Origin of the sequence: Achromobacter seleniivolatilans (genome assembly GCF_030864005.1) — a bacterium.
In the GTDB taxonomy this organism is placed as follows: Bacteria; Pseudomonadota; Gammaproteobacteria; order Burkholderiales; family Burkholderiaceae_B; genus Achromobacter; species Achromobacter seleniivolatilans.
In genome coordinates this window covers 4,332,423-4,357,463 of the sequence record NZ_CP132976.1, presented here as the reverse complement: position 1 = coordinate 4,357,463, position 25,041 = coordinate 4,332,423, and the positions used below count along the sequence as shown (strand labels likewise).

General features: G+C 63.9%; 26 protein-coding genes and 1 riboswitch. Of the genes, 7 read left to right on the top strand and 19 right to left on the bottom strand.

All coding sequences use genetic code 11. From position 1 onward, the window contains the following. Positions 1–28: 28 nt before the first annotated feature. The 5 genes from RAS12_RS19645 to RAS12_RS19625 all read right to left on the bottom strand — a co-directional run bounded on the left by RAS12_RS19645 (position 29) and on the right by RAS12_RS19625 (position 4,699). Positions 29–1,036, bottom strand: a complete 1,008-nt coding sequence (locus RAS12_RS19645; protein WP_306938241.1) for an Ldh family oxidoreductase — start codon at positions 1,034–1,036, stop codon at positions 29–31. Positions 1,037–1,066: 30 nt separating this feature from the next. After that, positions 1,067–2,002 (bottom strand): hydroxyacid dehydrogenase, encoded by a 936-nt coding sequence (locus RAS12_RS19640; RefSeq protein WP_306938239.1) that lies wholly within the window; start codon positions 2,000–2,002, stop codon positions 1,067–1,069. 48 nt (positions 2,003–2,050) lie between these two features. Further along, a complete protein-coding gene (locus RAS12_RS19635; protein ID WP_306951533.1) occupies positions 2,051–3,064 on the bottom strand; it encodes a Bug family tripartite tricarboxylate transporter substrate binding protein in 1,014 nt (337 codons plus the stop codon). Between the two features lie 149 nt (positions 3,065–3,213). Then, the gene (locus RAS12_RS19630; protein WP_306938238.1) at positions 3,214–4,389 is read right to left on the bottom strand and encodes a UxaA family hydrolase; all 1,176 of its coding nucleotides are present in this window, start codon (positions 4,387–4,389) and stop codon (positions 3,214–3,216) included. 28 nt (positions 4,390–4,417) lie between these two features. Continuing rightward, positions 4,418–4,699, bottom strand: coding sequence for a UxaA family hydrolase (locus RAS12_RS19625; RefSeq protein ID WP_306938237.1), 282 nt, complete (start codon positions 4,697–4,699; stop codon positions 4,418–4,420). Between the two features lie 182 nt (positions 4,700–4,881). On the opposite strand from RAS12_RS19625, the gene RAS12_RS19620 reads away from it, so the two are divergent. The 4 genes from RAS12_RS19620 (at position 4,882) to RAS12_RS19605 (ending at position 9,003) form a co-directional block, all read left to right on the top strand. Continuing rightward, the gene (locus tag RAS12_RS19620) at positions 4,882–5,637 is read left to right on the top strand and encodes a GntR family transcriptional regulator (RefSeq protein WP_306938236.1); all 756 of its coding nucleotides are present in this window, start codon (positions 4,882–4,884) and stop codon (positions 5,635–5,637) included. A 67-nt stretch (positions 5,638–5,704) separates the two neighbouring features. After that, positions 5,705–5,786: riboswitch (SAM riboswitch) on the top strand. Continuing rightward, positions 5,776–7,035, top strand: coding sequence for a homoserine O-succinyltransferase MetX (gene metX, locus RAS12_RS19615; protein WP_306938234.1), 1,260 nt, complete (start codon positions 5,776–5,778; stop codon positions 7,033–7,035). It overlaps the preceding riboswitch by 11 nt. Next, on the top strand, positions 7,032–7,646 hold the full coding sequence (gene metW, locus RAS12_RS19610; RefSeq protein ID WP_306938232.1) for a methionine biosynthesis protein MetW: 615 nt from the start codon (positions 7,032–7,034) through the stop codon (positions 7,644–7,646). The genes metX and metW overlap by 4 nt, the downstream gene beginning before the upstream one ends. A gap of 76 nt (positions 7,647–7,722) precedes the next feature. Beyond that, a complete protein-coding gene (locus RAS12_RS19605; RefSeq protein WP_442538723.1) occupies positions 7,723–9,003 on the top strand; it encodes a muropeptide transporter in 1,281 nt (426 codons plus the stop codon). Between the two features lie 89 nt (positions 9,004–9,092). On the opposite strand, the gene RAS12_RS19600 is transcribed toward RAS12_RS19605, so the two are convergent. Beyond that, on the bottom strand, positions 9,093–9,962 hold the full coding sequence (locus tag RAS12_RS19600; protein ID WP_306938231.1) for a universal stress protein: 870 nt from the start codon (positions 9,960–9,962) through the stop codon (positions 9,093–9,095). Between the two features lie 234 nt (positions 9,963–10,196). Here RAS12_RS19600 and RAS12_RS19595 point away from each other — a divergent pair, with 234 nt between their 5' ends. Next, positions 10,197–10,835, top strand: a complete 639-nt coding sequence (locus RAS12_RS19595; RefSeq protein WP_306938230.1) for a trimeric intracellular cation channel family protein — start codon at positions 10,197–10,199, stop codon at positions 10,833–10,835. Positions 10,836–10,956: 121 nt separating this feature from the next. After that, positions 10,957–11,658, top strand: a complete 702-nt coding sequence (locus tag RAS12_RS19590) for a GntR family transcriptional regulator (protein ID WP_306938228.1) — start codon at positions 10,957–10,959, stop codon at positions 11,656–11,658. Here RAS12_RS19590 and RAS12_RS19585 read toward each other — a convergent pair whose 3' ends face one another. From RAS12_RS19585 to RAS12_RS19570, 4 genes are read right to left on the bottom strand one after another with little or no spacing between them, the layout of a single operon-like run. Then, positions 11,659–12,426 (bottom strand): LamB/YcsF family protein, encoded by a 768-nt coding sequence (locus tag RAS12_RS19585; protein ID WP_306938227.1) that lies wholly within the window; start codon positions 12,424–12,426, stop codon positions 11,659–11,661. Between the two features lie 11 nt (positions 12,427–12,437). Continuing rightward, a complete protein-coding gene (locus tag RAS12_RS19580; RefSeq protein WP_306938226.1) occupies positions 12,438–13,436 on the bottom strand; it encodes a 5-oxoprolinase subunit C family protein in 999 nt (332 codons plus the stop codon). Then, the gene (pxpB, locus tag RAS12_RS19575) at positions 13,433–14,167 is read right to left on the bottom strand and encodes a 5-oxoprolinase subunit PxpB (RefSeq protein WP_306938225.1); all 735 of its coding nucleotides are present in this window, start codon (positions 14,165–14,167) and stop codon (positions 13,433–13,435) included. The genes RAS12_RS19580 and pxpB overlap by 4 nt, the downstream gene beginning before the upstream one ends. A 24-nt stretch (positions 14,168–14,191) precedes the next feature. Further along, positions 14,192–14,623, bottom strand: coding sequence for a VOC family protein (locus tag RAS12_RS19570; RefSeq protein ID WP_306938223.1), 432 nt, complete (start codon positions 14,621–14,623; stop codon positions 14,192–14,194). 150 nt (positions 14,624–14,773) lie between these two features. Here RAS12_RS19570 and RAS12_RS19565 point away from each other — a divergent pair, with 150 nt between their 5' ends. Beyond that, on the top strand, positions 14,774–15,646 hold the full coding sequence (locus RAS12_RS19565; RefSeq protein ID WP_306938222.1) for a LysR family transcriptional regulator: 873 nt from the start codon (positions 14,774–14,776) through the stop codon (positions 15,644–15,646). Positions 15,647–15,687: 41 nt separating this feature from the next. On the opposite strand, the gene serA is transcribed toward RAS12_RS19565, so the two are convergent. The 9 genes from serA to phoB form a co-directional block, all read right to left on the bottom strand. Beyond that, entirely contained in the window at positions 15,688–16,884 is a 1,197-nt protein-coding gene (serA, locus tag RAS12_RS19560; RefSeq protein WP_306938221.1) for a phosphoglycerate dehydrogenase, read from the bottom strand. A gap of 143 nt (positions 16,885–17,027) precedes the next feature. Continuing rightward, on the bottom strand, positions 17,028–17,486 hold the full coding sequence (locus tag RAS12_RS19555) for a DUF411 domain-containing protein (RefSeq protein WP_306938220.1): 459 nt from the start codon (positions 17,484–17,486) through the stop codon (positions 17,028–17,030). A 40-nt stretch (positions 17,487–17,526) separates the two neighbouring features. Further along, on the bottom strand, positions 17,527–18,456 hold the full coding sequence (locus RAS12_RS19550; protein WP_371321211.1) for a copper resistance protein B: 930 nt from the start codon (positions 18,454–18,456) through the stop codon (positions 17,527–17,529). A gap of 3 nt (positions 18,457–18,459) precedes the next feature. Next, on the bottom strand, positions 18,460–20,220 hold the full coding sequence (locus tag RAS12_RS19545) for a copper resistance system multicopper oxidase (protein ID WP_306938218.1): 1,761 nt from the start codon (positions 20,218–20,220) through the stop codon (positions 18,460–18,462). A gap of 19 nt (positions 20,221–20,239) precedes the next feature. After that, positions 20,240–20,719 (bottom strand): cupredoxin domain-containing protein, encoded by a 480-nt coding sequence (locus RAS12_RS19540; RefSeq protein WP_306951528.1) that lies wholly within the window; start codon positions 20,717–20,719, stop codon positions 20,240–20,242. Between the two features lie 91 nt (positions 20,720–20,810). Further along, positions 20,811–22,220 (bottom strand): heavy metal sensor histidine kinase, encoded by a 1,410-nt coding sequence (locus tag RAS12_RS19535; RefSeq protein WP_306938216.1) that lies wholly within the window; start codon positions 22,218–22,220, stop codon positions 20,811–20,813. Then, on the bottom strand, positions 22,217–22,891 hold the full coding sequence (locus RAS12_RS19530) for a heavy metal response regulator transcription factor (protein ID WP_306938214.1): 675 nt from the start codon (positions 22,889–22,891) through the stop codon (positions 22,217–22,219). The genes RAS12_RS19535 and RAS12_RS19530 overlap by 4 nt, the downstream gene beginning before the upstream one ends. 48 nt (positions 22,892–22,939) lie before the next feature. Continuing rightward, positions 22,940–24,232: a phosphate regulon sensor histidine kinase PhoR gene (gene phoR / locus RAS12_RS19525; protein WP_306938213.1), complete on the bottom strand. Its 1,293-nt coding sequence runs from the start codon at positions 24,230–24,232 to the stop codon at positions 22,940–22,942. A 13-nt stretch (positions 24,233–24,245) separates the two neighbouring features. Continuing rightward, entirely contained in the window at positions 24,246–24,944 is a 699-nt protein-coding gene (gene phoB / locus RAS12_RS19520; RefSeq protein WP_306938212.1) for a phosphate regulon transcriptional regulator PhoB, read from the bottom strand. Positions 24,945–25,041 lie beyond the last annotated feature (97 nt).

Genomic DNA, 25,041 nt, shown 5'->3' with positions numbered 1-25,041 from the left:
TCCTGGATCAAGGGGGCGTCAGCTCAGGTCAGTCAGCGCCTGCCATGGCGCGCAACTGCGCCATCAACGCATCTGGAATGTCCACGCCGTGCTTCTGGGCTTCGTCGCGCAGTTTGCGGCGGCGGTCTCCGGGCAAGCGTACGCCCTCGTCTTCCAGCATGGCATCCACCAGCGTTTCGACACGCTCTAGATAGGTGTTGTTGCCGGCCAGCGCACCCGGATCAATGGCCATGAACGCCTGGCCCAGACGCGCTGGGCCGCCTTCGTCGACAAAGAAAGATTCGGTCTCAAAGCCAAAATGCGCGCCCGTCAGCGCGCAAGCCAGCAGTTCGACGATCATTGCCAGCATTGCGCCTTTGACCCCGCCTGCCGGCAACATGCTGCCGGCCAGGCCGGCCTTGGGGTCCGTCGTCGGTTGGCCATCGGCATCCAGCGCCCAGCCCAGCGGTATGGGCTGGTTATCGCGGGCGGCGATCATCAGCTTGCCGCGCGCGACTTGCGACAGCGACAGATCGATCACCAGACGGGCGCCGCCGCGCCGCGGAAAGACGGCTGCGATGGGATTGGTGCCGAACAGAGGACGTTTGCCGCCCCATGCCGGCATTGCGGCCGGCGAATTGCTCAACGCCAGCGCCACCAGACCGGCGTCAGCCAGGGCCTCCAGGTGATATCCGGCTTCGCCAAAATGATGGCTATTGGCCACGCCGATGAAAGCGATGCCGTGTTCCCGCGCGCGGGTGGCCGCCTCTTCGACGGCCATGGCGCAGGCGGGGAACGCCAGGCCAGAGCCGGCATCGATCAGCGCCGCGCCGCCACGCTCGTGTACCAGGCGCGGCACGGCTGAACCGATGGCGCGGCCGGCGCGCAGGTGACCCGCGTAAAACGGCACGCGTGACAGGCCGTGCGAGCTGAGACCCTGGCTTTCGGCAAAGACCAGGGCGCGGGCAGTGCTGTCCGCCATGGCCGGGTTGGCGCCGGCTGAGGCCAGACCGGCCGCCGCCAGGTGTTGAAGTTCGTCCAGATAGATGTGAGCCATATCCTTCCTGTCAGGGGCGCGTGCCACGCATTATCGGGCGCGGCCGCCAAGCGCTATTGTCACACCGGCGGCCACCATGTTGGAAACCCTTACGTTCGCCTCTTGCGTCAAGCCGGCGATGTGCGGCGTCAGGATCAGGTTGGGCGCATCGGCCAAAGCGCTGCCAGCGGGTAGCGGTTCCTGTTCGAAGACATCCAGTGCCGCGCCCCGCAGGCGGCCGGAGCGCAACGCCGCAGCCAGAGCCGCTTCGTCGACGATGCCGCCGCGCGAAGTGTTGATCAATATTGCGCCCGGACGCATGCGGCCGATGCGCTCGGCGTTGAGCAGGTGGCGGGTGCCGGGGGTAAGCGGCAGATGCAATGTGACCGCGTCGGCCTCCGCCAAAAGCGCGTCCAGCGCCAGCGGCGCCGCTCCGGATTCCGCCCAGACGGGATGGCCGGGCGGCAAGGCTGCGTCGCAAGCCACCACGCGCAGCCCCAAACCGCGAGCCAGTTGGGCGGTCAACTGGCCGATACCGCCAAAACCCACCACGCCCAGCGTGCGGCCTTGCGCTTCCAGCCCTTGGGAAAGGGCGGCGCGTGGCCACCGGCCCGAGGCGACGTCGGGGGTGGCGTGGTACGCGCCCCGCAGCAGCGACAGCAGGGTGCCGATGACGTATTCGGCCACGGCGCGGGCGTTGGCGCCCGTTGCCGGCACCACCTGGATGCCGCGCGCGGCGCACCCGGGCAGGTCGATGTTGTCCAGCCCCACGCCCAACCGGCCCACCGCAAGCAGGCGCGGGGCGGCCGCCAGCAACTCGGCATTCACCTGGCTGCGGTTGCGCACGATCAGCGCGTCGGCAGCGCCTACGGCTTCCAGCAACGCGCCGCGCTGCTCGACCATGTCCGGCGCGTAGTGCACATCAAACTGTTGCCGCAAGGTCTCGACGGCCGGGGTATCCATGAACTCTGAAATCAGCACTCGCATCTGCCGGGCTCCTTTTGTCGGTGGGCAGGATATTCAGGTCTTTCGGGCTCAGGCCACTTGAATGTTGGCGTCGCGGATGATCTTGGCCCAGCGTTCCACCTCGGACTGGAGGTAGGCGCCGAACGCCTCGGGTCCGCGAGGCTGCGGCACAAAGCCCAGCTGCAACAGCGCCTGCTTCATGGCGGGTTGCGACATCTGTTTAACGATGGCTCCGCCTATGCGTTGCACCAGTTCGGGCGGCGTGCCCGCGGGCGCAAGCACGCCGGTAAAGTTTTCGACAATCAGATCCGGCAGGCCCGCTTGTGCCACGGTGGGCACGTCCGGCAGATCGGGCGTGCGTTCGCGCGTGGTGATGGCCAACGCGCGTAGTGAGCCGTTCTTCACATGCGACAGGGACTCGGGGTAATTGGAAAACACCACGTCCAGATGCCCGCCGATCAGGTCCGTGAGCGACGGGGCGCCGCCCTTGTATGGCACGTGCATTAGCGGCACCCCCGTGAGCTTTTGATAGAGCGCCAAGGTCAGGTGGGGCGGAGTGCCATTGCCGCTGGAGCCTGCCGCCAGCGCTTTGGAGTTAGCGGCGCGCGCCAGATCCGCCATGGATTTGATCGGGCTCTTGGCGTTGACGACAACCATGATGGGCGAAGACGCCAGCCCCGCAAGCGGCGTCAGGTCACGTGTCAGGTCGTAGCCTGCCTTACCCGCGAACAGGGTGGCATTGGCGGCGTGCGACAAGGTAATGGCAAGCCAGGTATAGCCGTCGGGCGCCGCGTGCGAGACGTGCGCCGCGCCGATGTTCGCGCTTCCGCCCGGCTTGTTTTCCACCACGACGTTCCAGCGTTCCGACTCACTGAGCGCGCGTCCAACCTGCCGGGCCGCAACATCAGTCAGGCCGCCGGGCGGGAAGGGCACCACATAATTGATGGGGCGCGCGGGCCAGCTGTCCTTCTGTGCCAGCGCCTGCTGCCAGGGGCCAAGCGTACAGAGGCCTGCGGCGCCCAGTGCGCCAAGCAAACGCCGGCGCTGCTTGTTCTGCGGTGGGTGTTGCGGATCGCTACTCATCATTGTTCCTCCTTGGGGGTGGCGCCCGGGTAGGAATGCATACGCCTTTGCTGCCGCGGTCTGCGCCCGGGTCTGCTGGTTTTTATGCGTGGTGCTGCGATGGTGCTGCGAGGGGCCGGCGCGTTGTAAGACGCGCCGGCGGCGTAGATTTACGCGCTTTCGAATATTCGCGTCAGTACAAATTCGCGGTGGCCCAGTGCTTCGGCCGCGGTCCATCTGCCGTTGGCGGTGGCCAGCATGCACTCCAGCAGTTTGTCTCCCGCCTGGTTCAGATCGATATCGCGCTGCAACAGGCCGCTGGTGTCCACATCAATGTGTTCGGACATGGTGCGCACGGTGCGCGGATTGGCGCAGATCTTGATCACCGGCAAAATTGGATTGCCAATGACGTTGCCCTGGCCGGTCGGGAAAAAGTGCACCGCATAACCCGATGCCGCGCACAAGGTCACCATTTCCGCCGCCGCCGAGGAAGAGTCCATGAACCACAGGCCCGGGCCGTCGGGTATTTCGGCCTTGTCGATGACGCCGTCCACGCGGCACTGCTTGCCTATCTTCTGGATGTTGCCCAGCGCCTTTTCCTCGATGGTGGTCAGGCCGCCAGCGATGTTGCCTTTGGTGGGTTGGGACTCCGACAGATCGCTGGTCTTCCAGCGGTCGATCATGGCTTGATAGCGGTTGAACATGAACATGAAGCGTTCGCGCACCGCGTCATTGGCGCAGCGTTCGGCCACGATATGTTCGCCGCCCGTCAGCTCGGAGGTTTCCCCAAACACCAGCGCGGAACCCAGCGCATAGAGCTTGTCGAAGGCGTTGCCCACGGTGGGGTTGGCGCCACAGCCTGATGTGGTGTCGGATTCGCCGCATTTCGTCGAGACCCACAGGTCTGAAATCGGGCATTCGCTGCGCGTGAGCGCAGTGGCGTAATGCACGTATTCCTTGGCGCACCGGGACGCGCGCATGATGGTGTCGTGGTCGCCGTGCAATTCGATGCTGAAGCCCATGACCGGTTTGCCCGTGGCGGCAATGCCATCCACGACGCGTTTGGTCCAGCCTTCTTCGATGCCTATCACCACCACGGCGGCGACGTTGGGATTGCAGCCCGTGCCGATCAGCGTGCGGAAGTGCAGTTCCAGATCTTCGCCGAATTGCAGCCGGCCGTAGGGGTGGGGCAGCGCCAGAGTGCCCTTGATGTTATTGGCAACGGCTTCGGCCGCAGCGTTGGAGATGTCATCCACCGGCAAGACGATGACGTGATTGCGCACGCCGACGCGGCCATTGTCGCGGCGATAGCCTTGGAAGGTGGTCTGAGCAGTAATGATGGACATGGTGGTTTCCTGTGCGGTCTGTGAAGGCTTACCAGCGCTTGGTCTTGATGTTGTGCACATGGGCGTGCTGGCCGGCCTTGATAGGCGCCACCACGCGGCCAATGTCCACGCCGTACTTGAAAACCGTGTCGCCTTCCGCCATGTCTTTCATCGCTACCTTGTGGCCGATGGGGATGTCTTGCGACGCCCGCACATGGATGATCTTGTCCTCGTCCATGATCCAGGCGTTGAGCTCTGTTCCGGCGGTCAGGCCTTCCACCACGGCGACCGCCACCGTGTCTTTCGAATCGTGCAATACGGCGTGAATCATTGTCTTCCTCTCTTTGGCTGGGGGGCGCCTTGGGGTGCTGCGCGCGGCGCGGATCACAACGTTTGCAAATCTTATGGCCGGCTTTTTTTCATGTCAACTAAATCATATATATGAATTGTATGACTTGAATGAGGCGCGCCAGCGCCGCTACACTGGAGCCCTCTGAATATTGCGATGCACCCATGAACAACAGCCTGTCATCGACGGTGCCTTTGGGCAGCCCCTTGTACGAGCAGGTCAAGCAGGCAGTGCTTGCCGCGCTGGCGCAAGGCGAGTGGAAGCAGGGCGAGGCAATCCCGCCCGAAAAGAATCTGGCCGAACGCTTCGGCGTGTCGATTGGCACGTTGCGCAAGGCCATCGACGAATTGGCCGCGGAAAACATACTGGTCCGCCATCAGGGCCGTGGCACCTATGTTGCGGTGCATACGCGCAATCATCACTTCTTCAAGTTCTTCCGGATCATCAGGCAGGACGGCAACAAGTCATACCCCACCACCGAGCTGCTGCGGTTTCGCCGCGTCAAAGCATCCGCGTTGGTGCGCGAGAAGCTCGCCTTGCCCGCCGGCGCCTACGTGTATGAATTCCAGAACGTCTTGTCGCTTAACGGCGACGTCGTCATGGCCGATGACGTCTGCCTGCCGGAATCCCGGTTTCCGGGCCTGACAGACGCGCATCTGCGCGAACGCGCCAGCACCTTGTATGCGCTCTACCAGGACGTCTTTGGCGTGAATGTCATCGCTACCGATGAGCGCCTGCGGACCTGCCTGGCCGAGAGCGCCCATGCGCGGTGCCTGGGCGTGCCAGAAGGCAGTGCGCTGCTGGAGATCCGCCGCGTGGCTTTTTCGTACAACCGTCAGCCGGTGGAGTGGCGGGTGTCACGCGTGAACACCGAGCGCTACGAATATCTGGGCCAGGAACCCTGGGAGACCGGCGCCTGAACTGCCTGCCTGTCGGCAGCCCCTTCTGCGCCGCCTTCAAGCGGTGCTAGAATTCTTGTCGCAGTACAAAATTTTCGGCGCCGATTTGCCTGATCCGCTTGCGGGCGCCTTCCAATAAATCCAGCTAAAGAGGTCCGTATGACCACTCCTGCCCAAAATTTGGCCGGTGATTCGGCCAGCGGGTTCGTACCCGCAACCGTCACGACTTCCGACTCCGCTGATCCCGGTTCTGTCGGTCTGGTCGCACCCACGTTCATCCGTTTCGATGAGCCGCTGCCATTGCTCAGCGGCCAGTCTCTTGCCGCCTATGAACTTGCCGTGGAAACCTACGGCACGTTGAACGCGCAGCGCAACAACGCGGTTCTGATCTGCCACGCGCTCAATGCCTCGCACCATGTGGCGGGGCAGGCGGCAGACAACCCCAGCGACGTGGGCTGGTGGGACAACATGGTTGGCCCAGGCAAGCCGGTAGACACCAACATCTTCTTTGTCATCGGCGTCAACAACCTGGGTTCTTGTTTCGGGTCGACCGGCCCGGCCAGTATCAACCCCGCCACGGGCAAGCCCTGGGGCGCGGCATTCCCTGTTTTGACAGTGGAAGACTGGGTGCGGGCGCAGGCGCGCGTGGCGGATCATTTCGGCATCGAACGCTTTGCTGCGGTGATGGGCGGATCGCTGGGCGGCATGCAAGCGCTCAGCTGGGCCATTACCTTGCCTGACCGCGTGGCCAACTGCGTGGTGATCGCCAGCACGCCGCGCCTGTCGGCGCAGAACATCGGTTTCAATGAGGTGGCGCGCCGCGCCATCATCACGGACCCGGATTTCCACGGCGGCGACTATTACGCGCAAGACACCGTGCCGCGCCGCGGCCTGTCGGTGGCGCGCATGATTGGCCACATCACCTATCTGTCCGATGACGACATGGCTGAAAAGTTCGGCCGCGCGCAGCGTGCGCCGGCTGAAAATGGCGCCTATCACTACGGCTACGACGTCGAGTTTGAAGTGGAATCGTACCTGCGGTATCAGGGCGAGAAATTCACCCGCTACTTCGATGCCAACACCTATCTGCTGATCACGCGGGCTCTGGATTATTTTGACCCCGCGCGTATGACCGGCGGCGATCTGGCGCGTGCGTTGGCGCCCGCCAAGTCTGACTTCCTGCTGGTGTCGTTTTCCACGGATTGGCGTTTCCCGCCCGAACGCTCGCGCGAGATCGTGCGTGCGCTGCTAAAGAACGCCAGCCCGGTAACGTACGCTGAAATCGATGCGCCCCATGGGCATGACGCCTTCCTGCTGGAAGACGCGCGTTACCATGCCGTGGTGCGCGGTTATTACGAACGCATCGCGCGCGAGCTTGGGTTAGCCCCAGCCGCTCAGATCGAAGGACGCTCTGAATGACTCCCGTGACCCCCCGCTATGCCCACAGCGCGCTGCGGCCCGACCTGGCGCGTATCGCCGGCTGGATCGAGCCTGGCAGCCGCGTCCTGGACTTGGGCTGTGGCGACGGCGCCTTGTTGGCGCACCTGCGCGACCACCGCCAGGTGCGGGGTGCAGGTGTTGAGTTGGACGATACCTGCGTGATCGCGTGCGTGCGGCGCGGCGTGGAAGTCATTCAACAAAACCTGGAAGACGGGCTGGCGCTGTTTGACGACAAGCAGTTCGATACCGTTGTGCTGTCTCAGACGTTGCAGTCGATGCACCGCACCGAACACATTCTGCGTGAAATGGCGCGCGTGGCGCGCTATGGCATCGTGTCGTTTCCCAACTTTGGCTACTGGCCGCACGGCTGGGCCATTTTGCGCGGGCGCATGCCGGTGACCGGCCAGATGCCTTACCAGTGGTACAACACGCCGAATATTCACCTGTGCACCCTGCGCGACTTTGAGCAGTTGGCCGACGAGGTGGATGTGCGCATTCTTGAGCGCGCCACGTTCAATGAAGGGCACGAGGTCAAGCTGTTCCCAAGCTGGCGCAGCACGCTTGCCGTGTACCGTTTCGAATCGCCCTGACATTCCGAAACGCCTGCCCCTGACGGCGCGGGCGAACAAGCCCTAAAATGCCGCAAGCCCTGCGGCGCAACACCTGTTGCGCCGCGCCGCCGCGTTTCAGGAGACCGTCATTTCCGCTGTATCCAACGTCTACACCAGTCCCCGCGTGGCCCCTTTGCTGGTCCTGGGCTTTGCCAGCGGACTGCCCTTGGCGCTGACCAGCGGAACCTTGCAGGCCTGGGCCACGGTGGAAGGCGTGCCGCTTCAGGAGATCGGCTTCCTGACGCTGGTTGGCACCGCCTACACCCTTAAATTCCTTTGGGCGCCCTTTGTAGACCGCTATGTGCCGCCGCTTTTGGGGCGGCGCCGCGGCTGGATGCTGGTGACCCAGGTGTTGCTGGCCCTGGCGATCATGGTCATGGGCACCCTGTCGCCTTCATCGTCGCTACAGGCGCTGGCGCTTGTGGCAGTGGTGGTGGCCTTCTTGTCCGCCACGCAGGACATCGCGTTCGACGCGTATTGCACGGATGTGCTGCGCAAGGAGGAACGCGGTGCTGGCGCGGCCATCAAGGTCATGGGGTACCGGCTGGCCATGATTGCGTCGGGCGGCCTGGCGTTGATCATGGCGGATCAATGGCTGGGCTGGGGCCACACTTATATGGTGATGGGCGGCCTGATGCTGCTGTGTACGGTGGCCACATTGATGGCGCCCGAACCCGAAAACGTAGCCCGGGCGCCGCGCACGCTGGCCGAGGCGGTGGGCGAACCTCTGTACGAATTCTTCACCCGGCGCGGCGCGCTGGCCGTGTTGCTGTTGATCGTGCTGTACAAGCTGGGCGACGCTTTTGCGGGCGCTCTGTCCACGACCTTTCTCATCCGCGGGGCCGGGTTCACGCCAACCGAAGTCGGTACTGTGAACAAGGTGCTGGGTCTGGCGGCTACCATTATCGGCGCCCTGGCTGGCGGGTCCTTGATGTCCCGCTGGGGCCTGTACCGGTCGTTGATGGCCTTTGGCCTGCTTCAAGCCGTGTCCAACCTGGCGTACTGGCTGATCGCGATCAGTCCGAAAAACCTGTGGCTGATGGCCACGGGCGTAGGCATCGAGAACCTGTGCGGCGGTTTGGGCACGGCATCCTTTGTAGGCCTGTTGATGGCCTTGTGCCAGCAACGGTTTTCGGCGACGCAGTTCGCCTTGCTGTCGGCGTTGTCAGCGGTAGGCCGTACGTATCTGGCGGGTCCGCTGACGCCGCCCCTGGTGGACTATCTGGGGTGGCCGGGTTTCTTTCTGGTGACGGTGCTCATCGCCGTGCCCGGGCTGGTGCTGTTGAAGATGCTGCGCGGCACGATAGAAACCATGGAAAAGCAGGGCGATTCGTAGGGCGGGTTACGCGTGATCCGCCGCCGTGTTCTTTGACGGCGGTCTCGCGCTGCGTCCATCCTGCGGCCCGGCCGAAACCGCTCTTGGCCCTATTGGTCGTCGGTCAATCTGACAATCAGCACGTCACTGGGCAGCGATTCCAACAGGCGTTCAGCCACGCTGCCGATGGCGGTGCGCAAGAGGCCCGTGCGGCCGTGGGTGCCTGTTACGACCAGATCCGAGCGATGGTTGAACGAATATTCCGACAGCACCGTTTCCGGTTGTCCGGGCTCCAGCACAATCTTGGGCGCCGCCACGTTTGCCAGTTCAGGCGTTTCGGCGGTGAACTCCCGGGCGCTTTGTTCGGCGGCTTTATAGAAGCTGCGCGTGATGGCGTCGTCGGGCACGTTCTTGCCCTGGAACGGAATATCGTAGGCGTGGAACAGCGTCAGGTCGGCGTTGGGCACCAGTTGCAACGCGGCGCGCAAGGCCTGGCGTGATCCGGCGGAAAAGTCGGTGGCGATCAGCACGTCGCGATAGGGCTTGCGTGGGCGGGTCTTGACCACCAGCACCGGTTGGCGCGCCTGGCGGGCCAGTTTTTCAACGGTCGTGCCCAGCAGCAAGCGGCCCAGCGTTTCGTCGCGCGCGATGCCGGTGACAATCAGCGAGCAGCCATAACTGTCAGCGGTTTCCATGATGCGGCTGAGGGGGTCCCCCGAGACCACCACGACTTCCGTCGGCACGTCGGCGGCGGCCAGGTCTTCGGCCAGTTCACGCTCTGCCAGCATCTTGTGATCCGTGGACAGGCGGCGCCAGACCGGTGTGGTCAGGCGTGCGGGCGTGGCATGGGATTCCATGACATGCAGGACGATCAGCTTGCTGTTGAGTTCCTTGGTCAGCTGCAACGCGCGATCCAGGGCGCGGTCGCCTCGTGCGCTCAGGTCGGTGGCCAAGAGGATGGGGCCGGTTTGCTGTGTCATACGTTTTCTCCCGGTGTAGCCAGGATGACGACTCCCGCGTCCGTGCAACCTGGCATTGTCCGCCCGTGCGGGCATATATCCATTCTCCCGCCGCGACGCGGGAGGCGGTTTGACGCAAATCAACGCCAGGTCCAGGGTACGGGATGGGGGGGCAGCCGGGCAATGGCAGCTTGTTTCTGCGCAGGCTCAATACAATGAGGCCTGATCAATCCGTGCCAACCCATCGCCCGCCCCATGTTTTCCGATATTTCCCCGGTTTTGCTGCATACGCTGTATCTCGTCGCCATCGTGGCTGAGGCCATGACTGCGGCGCTGTCGGCGGGCCGCCGGGATATGGATTGGATGGGCGTTTGCATCATTGCGTGCGTGACGGCGTTGGGCGGCGGTTCGCTGCGCGATGTGTTGTTGGGGCATTACCCGCTGACCTGGGTCATTCATCCCGAATACCTGTGGATGACGGGCGGCGCCGCGATCTTGACTGCGCTGATCGCGCCTGTCATGCGGCGCCTGCGCAGCCTGTTCCTGCTGGCCGATGCCCTGGGTCTGGTCGCGTTTACGGTCATCGGCTGCCAAGTAGCCCAATTGATGCAATTGCCGATCACCGTGGTGTTGATCAGCGGCATGATCACCGGTTGCGCGGGGGGTGTGCTGCGCGACGTGCTGTGCAACGAAGTGCCGCTGCTGTTCCGCAAAGAGCTGTACGCCAGTGTGTCGGTAGTAACGGGCGCCTTGTATCTGGGGGCCCAATCTGTGGGTTTGTCGGCCAACGCGGCCGTGCCCATAGCGCTGGCCGTGGGGCTGACCCTGCGGTTGCTGGCCCTGCGCTTTAACTGGCAGATGCCAAAGTTCGTTTACCGCGACGATTGGGACTGATCGGGCCCAAAAATCAGACCTGTCCTGTGCTCTGCAACAATATTCTTATTTGTGTTTCAAGAGTTTTCTAGTATCTTCTCGATGTCTCATACCATGCATCGCGCAGTACAAGGGGAGCCGATTGGACATCAAAGCGCCCGCCACGATTCCGTATTTCCTTCAGGAACAGATTCGTGAGTTGATAGTGGATGGCACTATTCGGCCCGGGCAGCCCTTGCGGGAACAAGAACTAGAGCAGCGTTTTGGCACCAGCCGCAGTCCCATCCGGGAAGCGCTGCGTTTGCTGGAGTTAGGCGGCCTGGTTTCGCATATCCAACGCAAGGGCTTCAGGGTCACGCTCTACACCGAAGCGCAGATTCGGCATCTGTACCAGTTGCGCGCGGAACTCGAAGCCTATTGTTTCCGGCAGGTCGCCGAGACGGCGGACCTGTCGCCGCTCGTGGCCGAATTACGCAGCTACGACGACGCCATTGCGGCGTCGATGGCCAAGCGCGACATCCGCGCCAGCATTGCCGCATCACGCGAGTTCTATCTGGCGGCTGCCCGGTACACGGGCAACACGCCGCTGGTCAGCATGCTCAGCAAGCTCTACGAGCAAGTCGAGCCGCTGCGCTACCTGCTGGCCAAGCGGTCGATGGAAACGAACAATATCCAGTCTTACACGCAGGGCATTACGCAAGCGTTGAGCGAACGCAATTTTGATCGCGCGGCCGAACTGAGCCGTGGTTATGTGGTGGAAGTGTTGCCGGGCATTCTGCAGGCATACCATGATGCCGCGTTGCAGGACGCGGAAGACCTGGCGCCCCGTTACGGGCGCGCCTGATCAGGCGCGCGCGGGCGTGCGGACTTCAATGCCCGCCTGCTCAAGCGCCTGACGGATACCGTGGGCAAACAGCAGCGCGTTGGGCTGATCGCCATGGATACACAGGGTGTCCGCTTGCACCGGCACGTCATTGCCGTCCACTGAACGCACCTTGCCGTCTCGCACCATGCGCACAACCTGCGCTACCGCCTGATCCAGATCTTCGATCATGGCGCCTGCGCGCGTGCGCGGCGTCAACGAGCCGTCATCTTGGTAAGAGCGGTCGGCAAAGACCTCGTTGGCGGCTGTCAGGCCGATGGCGCGCGCGGCGTCGATCAGTTTGCTGCCTGCAAGACCATACAGAATCAGCGACGCGTCCACATCCTTGACGGCCTGGCAAATGGCGCGCGACAACCCTTCGTCTTTGGCGGCCATGTTGTACAGCGCGCCATGGGCCTTCACGTGATGCAGGCGCGCGCCTTGCGAGGCCGCCACGCCTGCCAGCGCGCCGATCTGATACACCACGATGTCATAGGCTTCGTCGGGCGTGATCTGGATGACGCGGCGGCCGAACCCCGCCAGATCCTGCAAGCTGGGGTGGACGCCCAGCGCCACGCCCTGCTTTAACGCTGCCGCGACGGTCTTGCGCATGGTGGCCGGGTCGCCGCCATGAAAACCACAGGCGATGTTGGCCGAGCTGACGTACTGCAGCACGGCGGCGTCGTTGCCCATGGTCCAGGCGCCATAGCTTTCGCCCATGTCGCAATTCATATCGATGCGGGTGGTCATCGCGGTTTCCTTTAGTTCTGGGCCAGAAGGCCGCGCAGCGGCTCCAGCGCTTGATGCAATTGGTTGAAAGCGCGCTCGCGTTCGCCGTCCAGCCGCTGCGCCTCGTCCAGCTCGATCAGCTGGAAGCGCAGGGTCTGGCCGGGCGCGTACTGCGCCAGCACGGGCAGGTCCACCGTGGCAATTTGCGCAATCTTGGGATAACCGCCAGTCGTCTGCCGGTCTGCCATCAGGATGATGGCCTCGCCGCCCGAGGGCACCTGCACGGTGCCAAAGCACGCGGCTTCGGACAGCATCTGGCGCGGCTGGCTCATGGATAGCGCCGGCCCCAACAAGCGGTAGCCCATGCGGTCGGATTGCGGACTGATGCGGAATTCAGCGCCGCCGAAGGCGTGGCGCGTGGCTTCTGAGAACTCTTGCCAGTGCATCCCCGGCAGGAATCGAATGAACTCGCGGCGCTTGTTGCCTAGCGAACCCGGCAGATACACGCGCAGATTCCACAGGTCTTTTTGCAGCGCGTCCAGATCGCGGTCAGCGGCTAGCGCAGCGCGTAGTGGCACTTGGTCGCCCTTGACCAGCGCGCGGCCCTGAAAGCCGCCGAAGCCGCTGCGCAAATAGGTGGTTTCGCTTTCCATGACAGCAGGCAGCGCAAAGCCGCCATGCACCGCCAAATAGCCGCGCACGCCCACGGCGGGTTTGGCGCCGAAGGCCAGCGTATCGCCTGCGCGGGCCACCAGCGGGCGGTGCAAGGGAATGTCTTGACCGTTTAACGTTGCGCCCAGATCGGCCCCGGCCAGCGCAAAACAAGCTGGCGCGTCAAAGCGCAGGGTGGGGCCGGTCAGGGTCATTTCCAGCGTGGCCGGGTCGCCCGCATTGCCCGCCAGCGCATTGGCCAGCCGGTGCGCGCGTTCGTCCATGGCACCGGCCGCCGGAATGCCCTGATGTTGATAACCTTCGCGGCCGCGATCCTGAAAGCTGGACAGCATGCCGGGCTTGATCACGGTCACGCTCACAGCTGGCCTCCCTTGATGCGGTCGAACTCTTCGGGACTGATGGGCACGAATCGGACGGAGTCACCGGGCTGGAGCAGCGCGGCGGGCTCACGAGCCGGGTCGAACATGGTTAACGGCGTGGCGCCGATGATGTTCCAGCCGCCCGGCAACCGGTTCGGATAGATCACGGTCTGGCGATTGGCAACCGCAACGGCGCCGATGGGCACCGCAGTGCGCGGCGAGGGGCGGCGCGGGATATTCAGTTTTTCGTCGTGCACGCCCAGATACGCATGGCCGGGAGCGAAACCCAGCATGAACACCATGCTGCGGGGCTGGCTGTGCAATTGGATGACGTCTTCGGGCGTCAGGCCGGCGGCTTGGGCCACATCGGCCAGGTCGGGGCCGTGTTCACCGCCGTAACAGACCGGGATGTCGACTTCGCGTCCGCCCGAGGCGTCGGCGGGGATACCGTCCGCCAGCAGCGCTTCGATGCGCTCGGCCAGTCCGGCATAGGTGGGTCCATTGCCCAGCCCATCGGGCCGGTAATGCACCGCCACCGCCACAAAGGACGGCACAACGTCAGTGACGCCGGGCAACTGCGCATCGCGCAGCTTGCGCGCGGCGGCCAGGCAGGTTTTGCCGACCGACGCGTCGATCTGATCGCCAAAAGAAATGATCAGGCAGCGATCACCCTGGGGCAGGATGCGCCAAGAGGTTTCGGCCGAAGAAGGGGGGTCTGAAATTACGTTCAACGGCGCGAAACCTGTAGGGACGGATTACTTGGCGAACAAAGAGTCCATGTTCTTGAATGCCTTGAATTCCAGCGCGTTGCCCGACGGATCGAGGAAGAACATCGTGGCCTGTTCGCCCACTTCGCCCTTGAAACGGATGTAGGGTTCGATGACGAATTCGGTGCCTGCGTCGATCAGGCGCTTGGACATGGCTTCCCATTGTTCCATGGAAAGCACGGCGCCGAAATGGCGGACGGGCACATTATGCGAATCTACGGCGCTGGTGGCCTTATGGCCGCATTCGCTGGGCGCCAGGTGGGCGACGATCTGGTGGCCGTAGAAGTTGAAGTCGATCCAATCGGGCGAGCTGCGGCCCTCCGGACAGCCCAGCTTTTCGCCGTAGAAGGCGCGGGCTTCGGCCAGGTCGCGGACCGGGAAGGCCAGATGGAACGGCGGCAGGTTGGTTTGGGCGGTCATGAAAAGCTCCGGGGTATGACAAAAGGGGTGGGGCGGCTGACAGGCCCATCGCAAGCGCGGGCGGGTCTGTAGCACCAGTCCGTAGTTTAGGTATTGTTTTTTTGATTGAAAAACGATATTTTTTGTGTCTTAGCATCAAAAATATTGATCGTGATCAAAGAATTCAAAACCTTCATCGCCGTGGCGCGGGATGGAACCTTCACGGGGGCGGGTGCGCACCTGGGCTTGACCCAGTCTGCCGTCAGCGCCCAAATCAAGCGCCTGGAGGAATACTTGGGCGTGGAGCTGTTTGACCGCAGCGCGCGCGCCGCCGTGCTCAATGCCAACGGGCGGGAGATGCTGGCGCAGGCCGAAGAGCTGGTCGCCATGGCGGAACGCATGGTGACCACGGCGGGGGCGGGCCACGTCAGTGGCTCCTTGCGCATCGGGGCGATCGCATCGGTGCAGCAAGACTTGCTGGTTCGCGCTTTGAGCCGGTTTCGCGCGGTGTATCCCGATGTGCGCGTGCGCATCGTGCCAGGTGTGTCGCTGTCGCTGCTGGGGCAGGTGGACGCAGGCGAAGTTGATATGGCCGTGCTGATCCGCCCGCCCTTCACCTTGCCTCCGGAGCTGGGCTGGCAACGCTTGATGAGCGAACCGGTGGTGCTGGCCATGCCTGAATCCATGCCTCTGGCGCCGTGGCGCGACCTGCTGGCGACGCAGCCCTTCATCCGGTACGACCGGGCCTCCTTCGGAGGGCGGGTGGTGGATATCTTCTTGAAGAAGCACCGCATCAATGTGCACGAGGCGGTGGAACTGGACGAAATCGAGGCCATCGCCAACATGGTGCGGCACGGCCTGGGCGTGGCATTGCTGCCGCAACTGCGGCGGCTGGATATGACCGGGCTGCGCCTGGTGCCGTTAGGCGAATTGGCGTTTCACCGGGATATCGGCATTATCGGCCGGCTGCCCTTTGATCCGGGCAGCGTGCGCGAAAAAATGGCGGAATGCCTGCTGGCCGCCGCCACGGATGGGGAATCGTAGAAGGGGGGCGACAGATACCGCCGTACCCCCTGGCTCCCGATTTACAGCCGGTCGCAGCGGACCGTGATCGGGTGGTTGCGCAAGGTCGTCATGACGATGTCGTCCACCTGGCCTTCTACGTCGGTGATCACGTAGCCGATCTGGCCTTTGGTCTGCAAGGTCTGGCTGACAATGTTCAGGCCGTGTTGCGCCATCAGATTGTCCAGCGTACCCAGCGCGCCCGGGGCGTTGCGGTGCACGTGCAGGATGCGGGTGGCGCCGGCCGGTTCCAGATACGGCAATTCCGGGAAGTTGACCGCGCCCTTGGTCGTGCCGGCTTGCAAAAAGCGCACCAGTTTCTCGGCCACTTCACGGCCGATGTTCTCTTGCGATTCCTGCGTGCTGCCGCCAATGTGCGGGGTCAGGATCACGTTGGGCAGGCCGATCAGCGGGCTGGCCAGCGGCTCATCCGCGCCCTTGGGTTCGGTCGGGAACACGTCCAGGGCCGCGCCTGCCAGATGGCCGGATTTCAGCGCGGCGTGCAGCGCATCGATATCCACGACCGTGCCGCGCGACGCATTGATCAGGATGGAGCCGCGGCGCATGCGCGCAATGGTCTCCGCATTCATGATGTTCTCGGTCGACTTGCCGCCCGGCACATGCAGCGTCACCACATCGGCCTGCTCCAGCAGGTCGTTCAGCGTCCCGGCGGGCCGGGCATTGCCCAGCGGCAGCTTGGCTTCGACGTCGTGATAGATGACGCGCATGCCCAGGCTTTCGGCCAGGGTACTGATCTGCGATCCGATATTGCCGTAGCCCACGATGCCCAGCGTCTTGCCGCGGGTTTCAAAGGCGCCCGAGGCGCTCTTGTCCCAATGGCCCAGATGCACCCGGGCGTTCTTTTCCGGGATGCGGCGCAAGAGCAGGATGGCCTCGCCCAGCACCAGTTCGGCGACCGAACGGGTATTGGAGAACGGTGCGTTGAACACCGGGACGCCCCGCTGCATGGCCGAATCCAGGTCCACCTGGTTGGTGCCAATGCAGAAGCAGCCGACGACGCGCAGATCGGGGCTTGCCAGCAGGTTGGCGTCCAGATGCGTACGAGAACGGATGCCCGCCACATGCGCGCCACGCAGAGCTTCCTGCATTTGGGCCGGCGGCAGAGCCGCGCCATGCGTGACGATGTCGGTGTAGCCGGCGGCTTCGAAGACCGCGCGGGCGCTCGGGTGGATGTTCTCGAACAGGACGATTTTTGCCATGACTGCCAGGGGGTGTGGTGAGAAATGCGTTTTATTTATTGTGGCGCATTTTTGCTGCAGTGCAAGGAGTAGCCATTGAGACGGTGTGGATGAATTGTTTCAATGGCCGGGTGCCGTATGCCGGTATCTCGCCCTTTATTTATCTACCGATAGGCTTGGAATACCTTGGCGCCGCCCTTCTTGTCGATCAGCAGCACGTCGTGCGGGGTTTTGCGGCCGCCGTATTCCGGGCCGTCCATGCCGGGGGAACCCAGCGGCATTCCGGGGGCGGCCAGTCCGGCAGCGTCAGGTTTTTCCAGCAGCAGGCGGCGGATGTCGCTGGCGGGCACATGGCCTTCCACCGCGTAGCCGTCCACGACGGCGGTATGGCAAGAGCCGTAGTCCGCCATGCCGGCGTTGCGGCGGATCGGGCCTGTGTCCTGCACGTCATGCGTGGTAACGGCGAAACCGTTGTCGCGCATGTGTTTGACCCAGTCTTCACAGCAGCCGCAGGTGGGCGTTTTCCAGACTTCGACCTTGGCGGGCGTTTGCGCGATGGCGAAGGCGGGGGCGCACAGAGCCGCGGCAAGAACCAGGCGGCGCGTAAGGCGGGGAACGTTCATGATGCTCCGGGCAAGAAAGGGAAAAGGGGTAATACCGGGTTCAGAACCAGAATCGCACGCCAGCCATGACGGCCGTCTGGGAACGGCTGGCCCCGGCGTCGGACGCATAGCTGGCGGTCTGGCCGAACTTACGTTCAAAGGATACGCCGATATACGGCGCGAATTCGCGCGTGACCTCGTACCGCAGCCGCAGCGACAGCGAGCCCGTGGACAGGCCCGACCCCACGCCGCGCTCCGCGTCATTTTTGCCGTAGAGGCTGGCTTCGAGCTCTGGCGTGAAGATAAGGCGTTGCGTCAACAGCAGGTCGTACTCGGCCTTCAGCGCCAGCGCCGTGCGGCCGGACGCGCCCGCGTAGGCGGTGGCTTGCAGCTCTATGTTGTAGGGCAGCACGCCTTCGATGCCAACGGCGGCCCAGTTGCGCTTGGGGCTGCTGCCAACGTCACGGCGGGCGCCCACTTGCAGATCCCAGAATGGCGATACCGCATGGCTCCAGAACGCTTCGACTTTGGCGTCCGATCCGCCGCCGTTTTCACGCTCGCCTTCACTCTTGATCAGCAAGCGGTCGGTCGCGGTGCCGAACCAGAAGCGGCCATCCCAATTCAATGCGTTCTGCCCGTCGCGGTTGCGCTCGATGCCGAACTTGTCGAACAGCACCTGCCACGCTGGCGCGTTGTCCATCATGTGAGGATGGATGCCGTAGCTGTCGTAGCCGCGCTCGCCCGCGCCGTCGCTGGCGGGCAGGCTGCCCACGGGCGGGTTGGCCGTGTTGGACCCGGCATCATGGTTCATGGAACCGTGGTCCATGCCCGGCATGCTGGAATGATCCATCGCAGCGGGCTGCGGCGTTGCGCCATGGTCCATTGCGCTGTGATCCATTGGTGCGGACTGCGCGCTGGCGCCGGTTGCAACCAGTGCCATCATGAGCGCGCTCACGCCCAGAAATTTTGTTTGGGAACTCTTGATCGGCATTGCTTACTCCACCACGACCGCTCTGAACATGCCGGCCTCCATGTGATACAGCAGATGGCAGTGGTACGCCCAGTGCCCGCGCGCGTCGGCACTGACGCGGTAGCTCAGGCGTTGCGCCGGGTTGAGCGTAATCGTGTGCTTGCGCACCTGGAACGCGCCGTCGGGCGATTCCAGGTCGCTCCATAGACCATGCAGATGGATCGGATGGGTCATCATCGTGTCGTTGACCAGCACGAAACGCACGCGCTCCCCGAAACGCAGCACGATAGGCTTGGCATCCGAGAACTTCACGCCGTTAAACGACCACATATAGCGTTCCATATTGCCGGTCAGATGGAGCTCGATCTCGCGTGAGGGCGCGCGGTTGTCCTCGGGTTCGCGGATGGAATGCAGATCCGCGTAAGTCAGCACACGGCGGCCGTTGTTGCGCAGGCCGACGCCGGGATCATCCAGCCGGGTCGACACGACATCGGGCAACATGGAGTTGCCCACGCCGCGTTCGGTGGCATAGGGGTGTTTCACCTCAACCATGCCGCCCTGTCCTGCGGCTGCGTCATGGCTGCTGCCGTGGTTCATGCCAGGCATGGACCCGTGATCCATCGCGCCGGCAGATCCGCCTGTACTCATCGCGGCCATGTCGTGCGCCATGCCCATATCCATCATGCCCAGCAGCTGCACGCGATCCAGGGCTGGCACCTCGGCCTGCATGCCGGCGCGCGGCGCCAGCGTGGCGCGGGCATAACCCGATCGATCCATCGCTTGCGAGTAGATGGTGTAGGCGCGATCTTCCTGCGGTTCAACGATGACGTCATAGGTTTCCGCGACACCGATGCGGAATTCTTCGATATCCACTGGCCGCACGTCCTGTCCGTCGGCGGCCACCACGGTCATCTTCAGCCCGGGGATGCGCACATCAAAGTACGTCATGGCCGAGCCGTTGATGAAGCGCAGGCGTACCCGTTCGCCCGGTTTGAACAGCCCCGTCCAGTTGCCCGCAGGTGTCGCGCCGTTTGTCAGATAGGTATAGGTGGCGCCCGACACGTCCGCCAGATCTGACGGATTCATGCGCATCTGTTCCCACATAAGACGTTCCGACAGCGCGGCGCGCCAACCCTTATCGCCGGCGTCGGCGGCCAGGCTTTGGACGCTGGGCTGGATGCGGTTGTAGTAGTCCGGCATGACCTTCAGTTTGTCGAAGAGCCGCATGGGGTCTTCGTCCGTCCAGTCAGACAACAGCACCGTGTAGTCGCGGTCAGACGTGATCGGGTCGCGACGGCGCGGGTCGATGACAATCGCCCCATATAAGCCGGTCTGTTCCTGAAAACCGGAATGGCTGTGATACCAATAGGTGCCGCTTTGACGCAGGGCGAAGCGATAGGTGAAGGTCTGGCCCGGATCGATGCCGGGAAAGCTCAAGCCCGGCACGCCATCCATTTCGGTGGGCAAGAGAATGCCGTGCCAGTGGATAGAGGTTTGCTCGCGCAGGCGGTTCGTGACGTGCAGGGTCACGGTGTCGCCCTCGCGCCAGCGCAGGATTGGCGCGGGCAATTGCCCGTTGACGGTGGTTCCGATGCGGGCGGCGCCCGTGAAATTCACCGGGGTCTCGCCGATCTCCAGATGGAATTCGGTGCCGCGCAGTTCGGTAGCGGGCTGGGCCGGGGTTTGGGCCAGTGCGGCGCGCCAGTTGCCCAGAGCAGCCAGGGCACCGCCTGCGGCCAGCCCTTGCACGAAGCGCCGGCGGGAAGGGAAGAGGGACGTGGTCATTGGACGCGGGCGCGATGCATCAAAGCACCGACACCGATCCCTTCATACCTGCCGAATAGTGGCCCGGCTCCAGGCATCCAAAGGACACCGTGCCCGCCTGATCAAAGCGCCAAATGATCTGGCCGCTTTTGCCGGCGTCCAACGATACCGAGTTCGGTTCCTCGTGCCGCATGCCCGGGTCTTTCATCATCATGTCGTAGTGCGCTTTCAGATCGGCGTCGGTTCCCAGCACCAGCTCGTGCCGGATCTTGCCCGAGTTGCGCACGTTAATACGTACGGTCTCGCCGGCCTTGACCTGGATACGGTCGGGGGTAAAGCGCATGGCGTCGGTCATGTCGACATCAATGACGCGGCTGACGCGGGCGGCATCGCCCGGTTTGCCGATTGGCGCCGTGGCAGCCGGCATGGACATGGCGTGCCCGCCGTGGCCGTCATGGCCGCCGGCGGCTTGCGCGGCAGCGGCGGTAAGCGTCAGGGCCAGCAATGCGGCCTGGGTCATGCGTAGCAGCGTGTCTTTCACGTGAATCCTTAAAGGAGTAACCGTGATGACACTGTAGGAAAACCGGGGTGACCCGATTCTGTCGGCTGGATTACGTTTCTGTAATGTGAGGAGCCGCAAGCGGTTCAACCGGGCTCGCTGGCCCGCGCAGCGTAATACCGACGACCGTGCCGCCGGCGTCCGATACCGCATCCACTTCGCCGCCGTGCATGCGCGCAATGGCGCGCACGATGGCCAATCCCAACCCATGGCCTTCGCTGCGCGGAGCACGCGTTTGCCCCGACCGGAAAAAGCGGTCGAAGATGCGGGGAAGATCGGCGGCTGGGATCGGTGGTCCGGGGTTGCGGACTTCAACGCGAGCGCCGCGCGGCGACGCCGAGCAACTCAACACGATTTCGCGTCCTGCGGGCGTCGCCTTGATGGCGTTGGAGATCAGGTTGGCCATGGCGCGGCGCACCAGACCCGGGTTGGCGGCGACGGTGGCGTCGCCCTCGCAGCGCAGATGAACACCTTTGGCTTCCAGCGTGGCTTCGTAGTATTCCGCCACACGCCGGGCCTCGGCGGCCAGCGACACGGGCGTCAGGTCGGCGGCGCGTTCGCCGCGATCCGCCCGGGCCAGAAACAGCATGTCGTTGACCAGCGTCTTTAAGTCTTCCAGCTCTTCCAGGTTGGATTCCAGCGCGTCGCGCAGTTCCGCGGCATCGCGTGGCGACGACAGCATGACTTGGGTGCCGTTGATCAGGGTGGCAAGCGGCGTGCGCAGTTCGTGCGCGACATCGGCGTTGAAGCCTTCCATCTGCTGGTAGGCCGCCTGCAACCGTTCCAGGGTGCGGTTAAAGGAGCGGACCAGCTCGTGCAGCTCGCGGTCGGTGTCTTCCAATGGCAGGCGCCGCGCCAGATTGTCGGGTTGTATACGCGCGGCCTGCTCCGACAGCCGGCGCGCAGGCGCCATGCTGCGCCGGACAGCCCAGGCCGCCAGCACCACGGTCGCCCCGACCCATAGCGCGCAGATCAGGACCAGGGCGGTGCCGTAGGCATAGAGGAATTGCGAGCTGGTGCGCGTGCTGACCGCCACGGTCAGTTGCGCGCCGGGCAGGATGCGGTCGTTCATGGCGACGCGCAGGCCGCGCATACGGCCGCCATCGGCGGCTTGCAGCACGACTTGCTTGCCGTCCACGGTCTCCAGCAATTCCGGGGGCGCGCCGCCATAGACGGCGTGGCCCTGCGCATCCACGATCCAGATGCCCAGTTGGCCTTGGCCCGCCCGCATTTCATCAAAGGTGGCCGCCAAATCGTGCAGGCCGCTGGCGCTGTTCTGCATGTCGATCAGGTGGTCGATCAGTTCCAGCTTGCCGCTGACTTCAGTGATTTCCTGGCGTTCCACCTCGCGCTTGAGCGCCCAGAACAGCGTGGCGCCAGCCAGGCTGGATACCAGCAGCGCGATGGCGCCCAACAGCAGCGTCAGCCGCGCCTGCATGGAGCGCACGCGCAGCGATTTCATGCGGGACGCGATTCCAGCACATACCCCATGCCGCGCACGGTGTGCAGCAGCTTGGTGTCGTAGGGATCATCCAGTTTGCCGCGCAGCCGCCGCACGGCGACGTCGATGACGTTGGTGTCGCTGTCGAAATTCATGTCCCAGACCTGCTCGGCCAGAGTGGTGCGCGAGAGCACCTGGCCTTGGCGCCGCATCAACAGCGCCAGCAGATTGAATTCTTTGGCGGTCAGATCCAGCCGCCGTCCGCCGCGTTGGGCCCGGCGGCGCGCCAGGTCCAATTCCAGGTCTGCCAGGCGTAGCAGCGTGGGTTCCTGAGACCGTCCGCGGCGCAGCAACGCTTGCACGCGCGCCAGCAGTTCCGAAAACGCGAAAGGCTTGACCAGATAGTCGTCCGCGCCGCCTTCCAGGCCGCGCACGCGGTCTTCCACGGCATCGCGGGCGGTCAGCATCAGGATGGGAGTGTCTTTCTGCGCGCGGACAGACGCCAGGATGCCGAAACCGTCCACGCCCGGCAGCATCACGTCCAGCACGATCAGGTCGTAAGCGCCTTCCAGCGCCAGATGCAGGCCGTCGACGCCGTCGCGGGCCAGATCCACGATATGGCTTTGTTCCGACAGACCCTTCTTAAGGTAGTCGGCAAGTTTGGGTTCGTCTTCAATGACCAGGATGCGCATGGCCGAAAATTTACCATTCGCGCCGCGGTCGCGGCGCGAATGGCAAGATCAGGCGATGCGTTCGTACGGAAAGCGCAGCGCAAAGACGCTGCCTTTGCCGGATTCGCTGGTGATGAGCAGTTCGGCGTCGTGACGCATGGCAATGTGTTTGGTGATTGCCAGCCCCAGACCGGTGCCGCCCACGGCGCGCGAGCGGCCACGGTCGACACGGTAGAAGCGTTCGGTCAGGCGCGGCAGGTGGCGGGCGGGAATGCCGATGCCCGTGTCCTGCACGCTGTAGCGCGCGCCGCCGTCGGGCTCGCGAGCCCAGCGCACGGTGATCGTGCCGCCGTCCGGCGTGTAGCGCACAGCGTTGGTCAGCAGGTTGGACAGGGCCGACGTCAACTCGGTTTCCGCGCCCAGCACGTCCAGCGTGTCGTCAATATGCCATTCCAGAATATGGCGGCCGCCCGACAGCGCCTCGATCTGCTGGCGCGCCTTTTGCAGCAGCGCGCTCATGTTGATGGCGCGCGGGTCGCTGCCCGGAGAGGACTCCAGCGTGGATAGCGTCAACAGGTCTTCGACAATCGCCTGCATGCGCTGGGCCTGCTCGTGCATCATGTCGATGTATTGCGCCCGTTGTTCTGGGGGCAAGGCATCGGTGGGCATATCGCGCAGCGTTTCCAGAAAGCCCGCCAGCACGGTCAGCGGCGTGCGCAGCTCGTGCGAGACGTTGGCCACAAAGTCGCGGCGCGTGGTTTCCAGGCGTTCGATCTGGGTGACGTCACGCGTGATGAGCAGGCGCTGATTGCTGGCGTAAGACGTCAGCTGCATCATCATCAGGCGTTCCTGGCCCTGCTGGCCCAGACGCACCAGAATTGGCTCGGGCCATGACGGCCGGTGCGCATATTCCACGAATTCGGGTGCGCGCAGCAGATTCAGCAGGTTGTGGCCGCGATCGGCGGGCAGGCGCAAGCCCAGATGCTGGCGCGCCATGCGGTTGCACCAGTCAATCTGAAAGTCTTCATTCAAGGTGACCGCGCCGTCCGGCAGCGCCTGAGCGGCGGCCAGCATGCCTTGCATGGTCTCTTGAGTTTCGGTCAGTTCACGGGCGCGGGCACGTGTGTAACGGTAGAGCGGGGCGAGGATATCGTCCCAGGGGCCGACAGACGCCGGGGGAGAGGTGTCCGGGTGTTGGGCCCAATGGGAGACCAGCGTGAGCCGCCAACTGCGCCATAACAGCGTGGCGGCCAGCGCGGCGGAAAACACTATCCAGCCTGCCGGGTCTCCAAGAAGCCATTGCGCCAATAAGGCAACCACCGCCCAAAGGGCGACCAGGAAAAGTGTGCGCAACCAGATCATCGTGGTGCAGAAGTTACCGCGTCGGAAGCTGTGCCGTAAACCGGTAACCGCTGCCGCGAACCGTTTCCACATGCGCATCATGGCCGCTGGGTTCCAGGGCTTTGCGCAGGCGGCGGATATGGACGTCTACGGTACGCTCTTCGACGAACACGTGGTCGCCCCAGACCTGATCCAGCAGTTGCGAACGTGAGAACACGCGCTCGGGGTGGGTCATGAAGAAATGCAGCAGGCGGAATTCAGTGGGGCCGATTTGCAGCGACTGGGCATTGCCCGACAGGCGATGCGTGACGGGGTCCAGCTTCAGGCCGCCCACGTCGATCACGTCGTCAGTCAGCTGGGGCGCGCGGCGGCGCAGCACGGCCTTGATGCGGGCCATCAGCTCTTTCGGCGAGAACGGCTTGGTGATGTAGTCGTCGGCGCCGGCTTCCAGGCCATCTACCTTGTCTTGCTCGGAACCCTTGGCGGTCAGCATGATGACCGGGACGGCGCGGGTGCGTTCGTCGTTGCGCAGCTTGCGCGCCATGGCCAGGCCCGACGTGCCGGGCAACATCCAATCCAGCAGGATCAGATCGGGGAGTTCGGCGCGGATCAGGGTTTGGGCCTGGTCCGCGTCGAAGGCGCGCAACACTTTGTGCCCCGCGAAGGACAGGTTGACGGCGATCAGTTCCTGGATTGCGGGTTCGTCTTCGACGACGAGGATAGTGCTGGACATGGCGAATTTGGCACACTTCGGAGCGCCGGCGCGGCGCGAACATTGCGATAGTATGGCCGCAATATTTCAGGTATGTGACCGCTGGCTGCTGCTGTGA

Bases quoted from the DNA above. Each gene is read 5' to 3' on its own strand.
- RAS12_RS19555 (WP_306938220.1), bottom strand. From the start codon at position 17,486: ATGAACGTTCCCCGCCTTACGCGCCGCCTGGTTCTTGCCGCGGCTCTG.
- RAS12_RS19595 (WP_306938230.1), top strand. From the start codon at position 10,197: ATGTTTTCCGATATTTCCCCGGTTTTGCTGCATACGCTGTATCTCGTC.
- phoR (WP_306938213.1), bottom strand. From the start codon at position 24,232: ATGATCTGGTTGCGCACACTTTTCCTGGTCGCCCTTTGGGCGGTGGTT.
- RAS12_RS19645 (WP_306938241.1), bottom strand. From the start codon at position 1,036: ATGGCTCACATCTATCTGGACGAACTTCAACACCTGGCGGCGGCCGGT.
- RAS12_RS19545 (WP_306938218.1), bottom strand. From the start codon at position 20,220: ATGACCACGTCCCTCTTCCCTTCCCGCCGGCGCTTCGTGCAAGGGCTG.
- metW (WP_306938232.1), top strand. From the start codon at position 7,032: ATGACTCCCGTGACCCCCCGCTATGCCCACAGCGCGCTGCGGCCCGAC.
- RAS12_RS19530 (WP_306938214.1), bottom strand. From the start codon at position 22,891: ATGCGCATCCTGGTCATTGAAGACGAACCCAAACTTGCCGACTACCTT.
- phoB (WP_306938212.1), bottom strand. From the start codon at position 24,944: ATGTCCAGCACTATCCTCGTCGTCGAAGACGAACCCGCAATCCAGGAA.
- RAS12_RS19535 (WP_306938216.1), bottom strand. From the start codon at position 22,220: ATGAAATCGCTGCGCGTGCGCTCCATGCAGGCGCGGCTGACGCTGCTG.
- RAS12_RS19620 (WP_306938236.1), top strand. From the start codon at position 4,882: ATGAACAACAGCCTGTCATCGACGGTGCCTTTGGGCAGCCCCTTGTAC.
- serA (WP_306938221.1), bottom strand. From the start codon at position 16,884: ATGGCAAAAATCGTCCTGTTCGAGAACATCCACCCGAGCGCCCGCGCG.
- RAS12_RS19630 (WP_306938238.1), bottom strand. From the start codon at position 4,389: ATGTCCATCATTACTGCTCAGACCACCTTCCAAGGCTATCGCCGCGAC.
- metX (WP_306938234.1), top strand. From the start codon at position 5,776: ATGACCACTCCTGCCCAAAATTTGGCCGGTGATTCGGCCAGCGGGTTC.
- RAS12_RS19570 (WP_306938223.1), bottom strand. From the start codon at position 14,623: ATGACCGCCCAAACCAACCTGCCGCCGTTCCATCTGGCCTTCCCGGTC.
- RAS12_RS19600 (WP_306938231.1), bottom strand. From the start codon at position 9,962: ATGACACAGCAAACCGGCCCCATCCTCTTGGCCACCGACCTGAGCGCA.
- RAS12_RS19585 (WP_306938227.1), bottom strand. From the start codon at position 12,426: ATGACCACCCGCATCGATATGAATTGCGACATGGGCGAAAGCTATGGC.
- RAS12_RS19640 (WP_306938239.1), bottom strand. From the start codon at position 2,002: ATGCGAGTGCTGATTTCAGAGTTCATGGATACCCCGGCCGTCGAGACC.
- RAS12_RS19550 (WP_371321211.1), bottom strand. From the start codon at position 18,456: ATGCCGATCAAGAGTTCCCAAACAAAATTTCTGGGCGTGAGCGCGCTC.
- RAS12_RS19635 (WP_306951533.1), bottom strand. From the start codon at position 3,064: ATGAGTAGCGATCCGCAACACCCACCGCAGAACAAGCAGCGCCGGCGT.
- RAS12_RS19540 (WP_306951528.1), bottom strand. From the start codon at position 20,719: ATGACCCAGGCCGCATTGCTGGCCCTGACGCTTACCGCCGCTGCCGCG.
- RAS12_RS19625 (WP_306938237.1), bottom strand. From the start codon at position 4,699: ATGATTCACGCCGTATTGCACGATTCGAAAGACACGGTGGCGGTCGCC.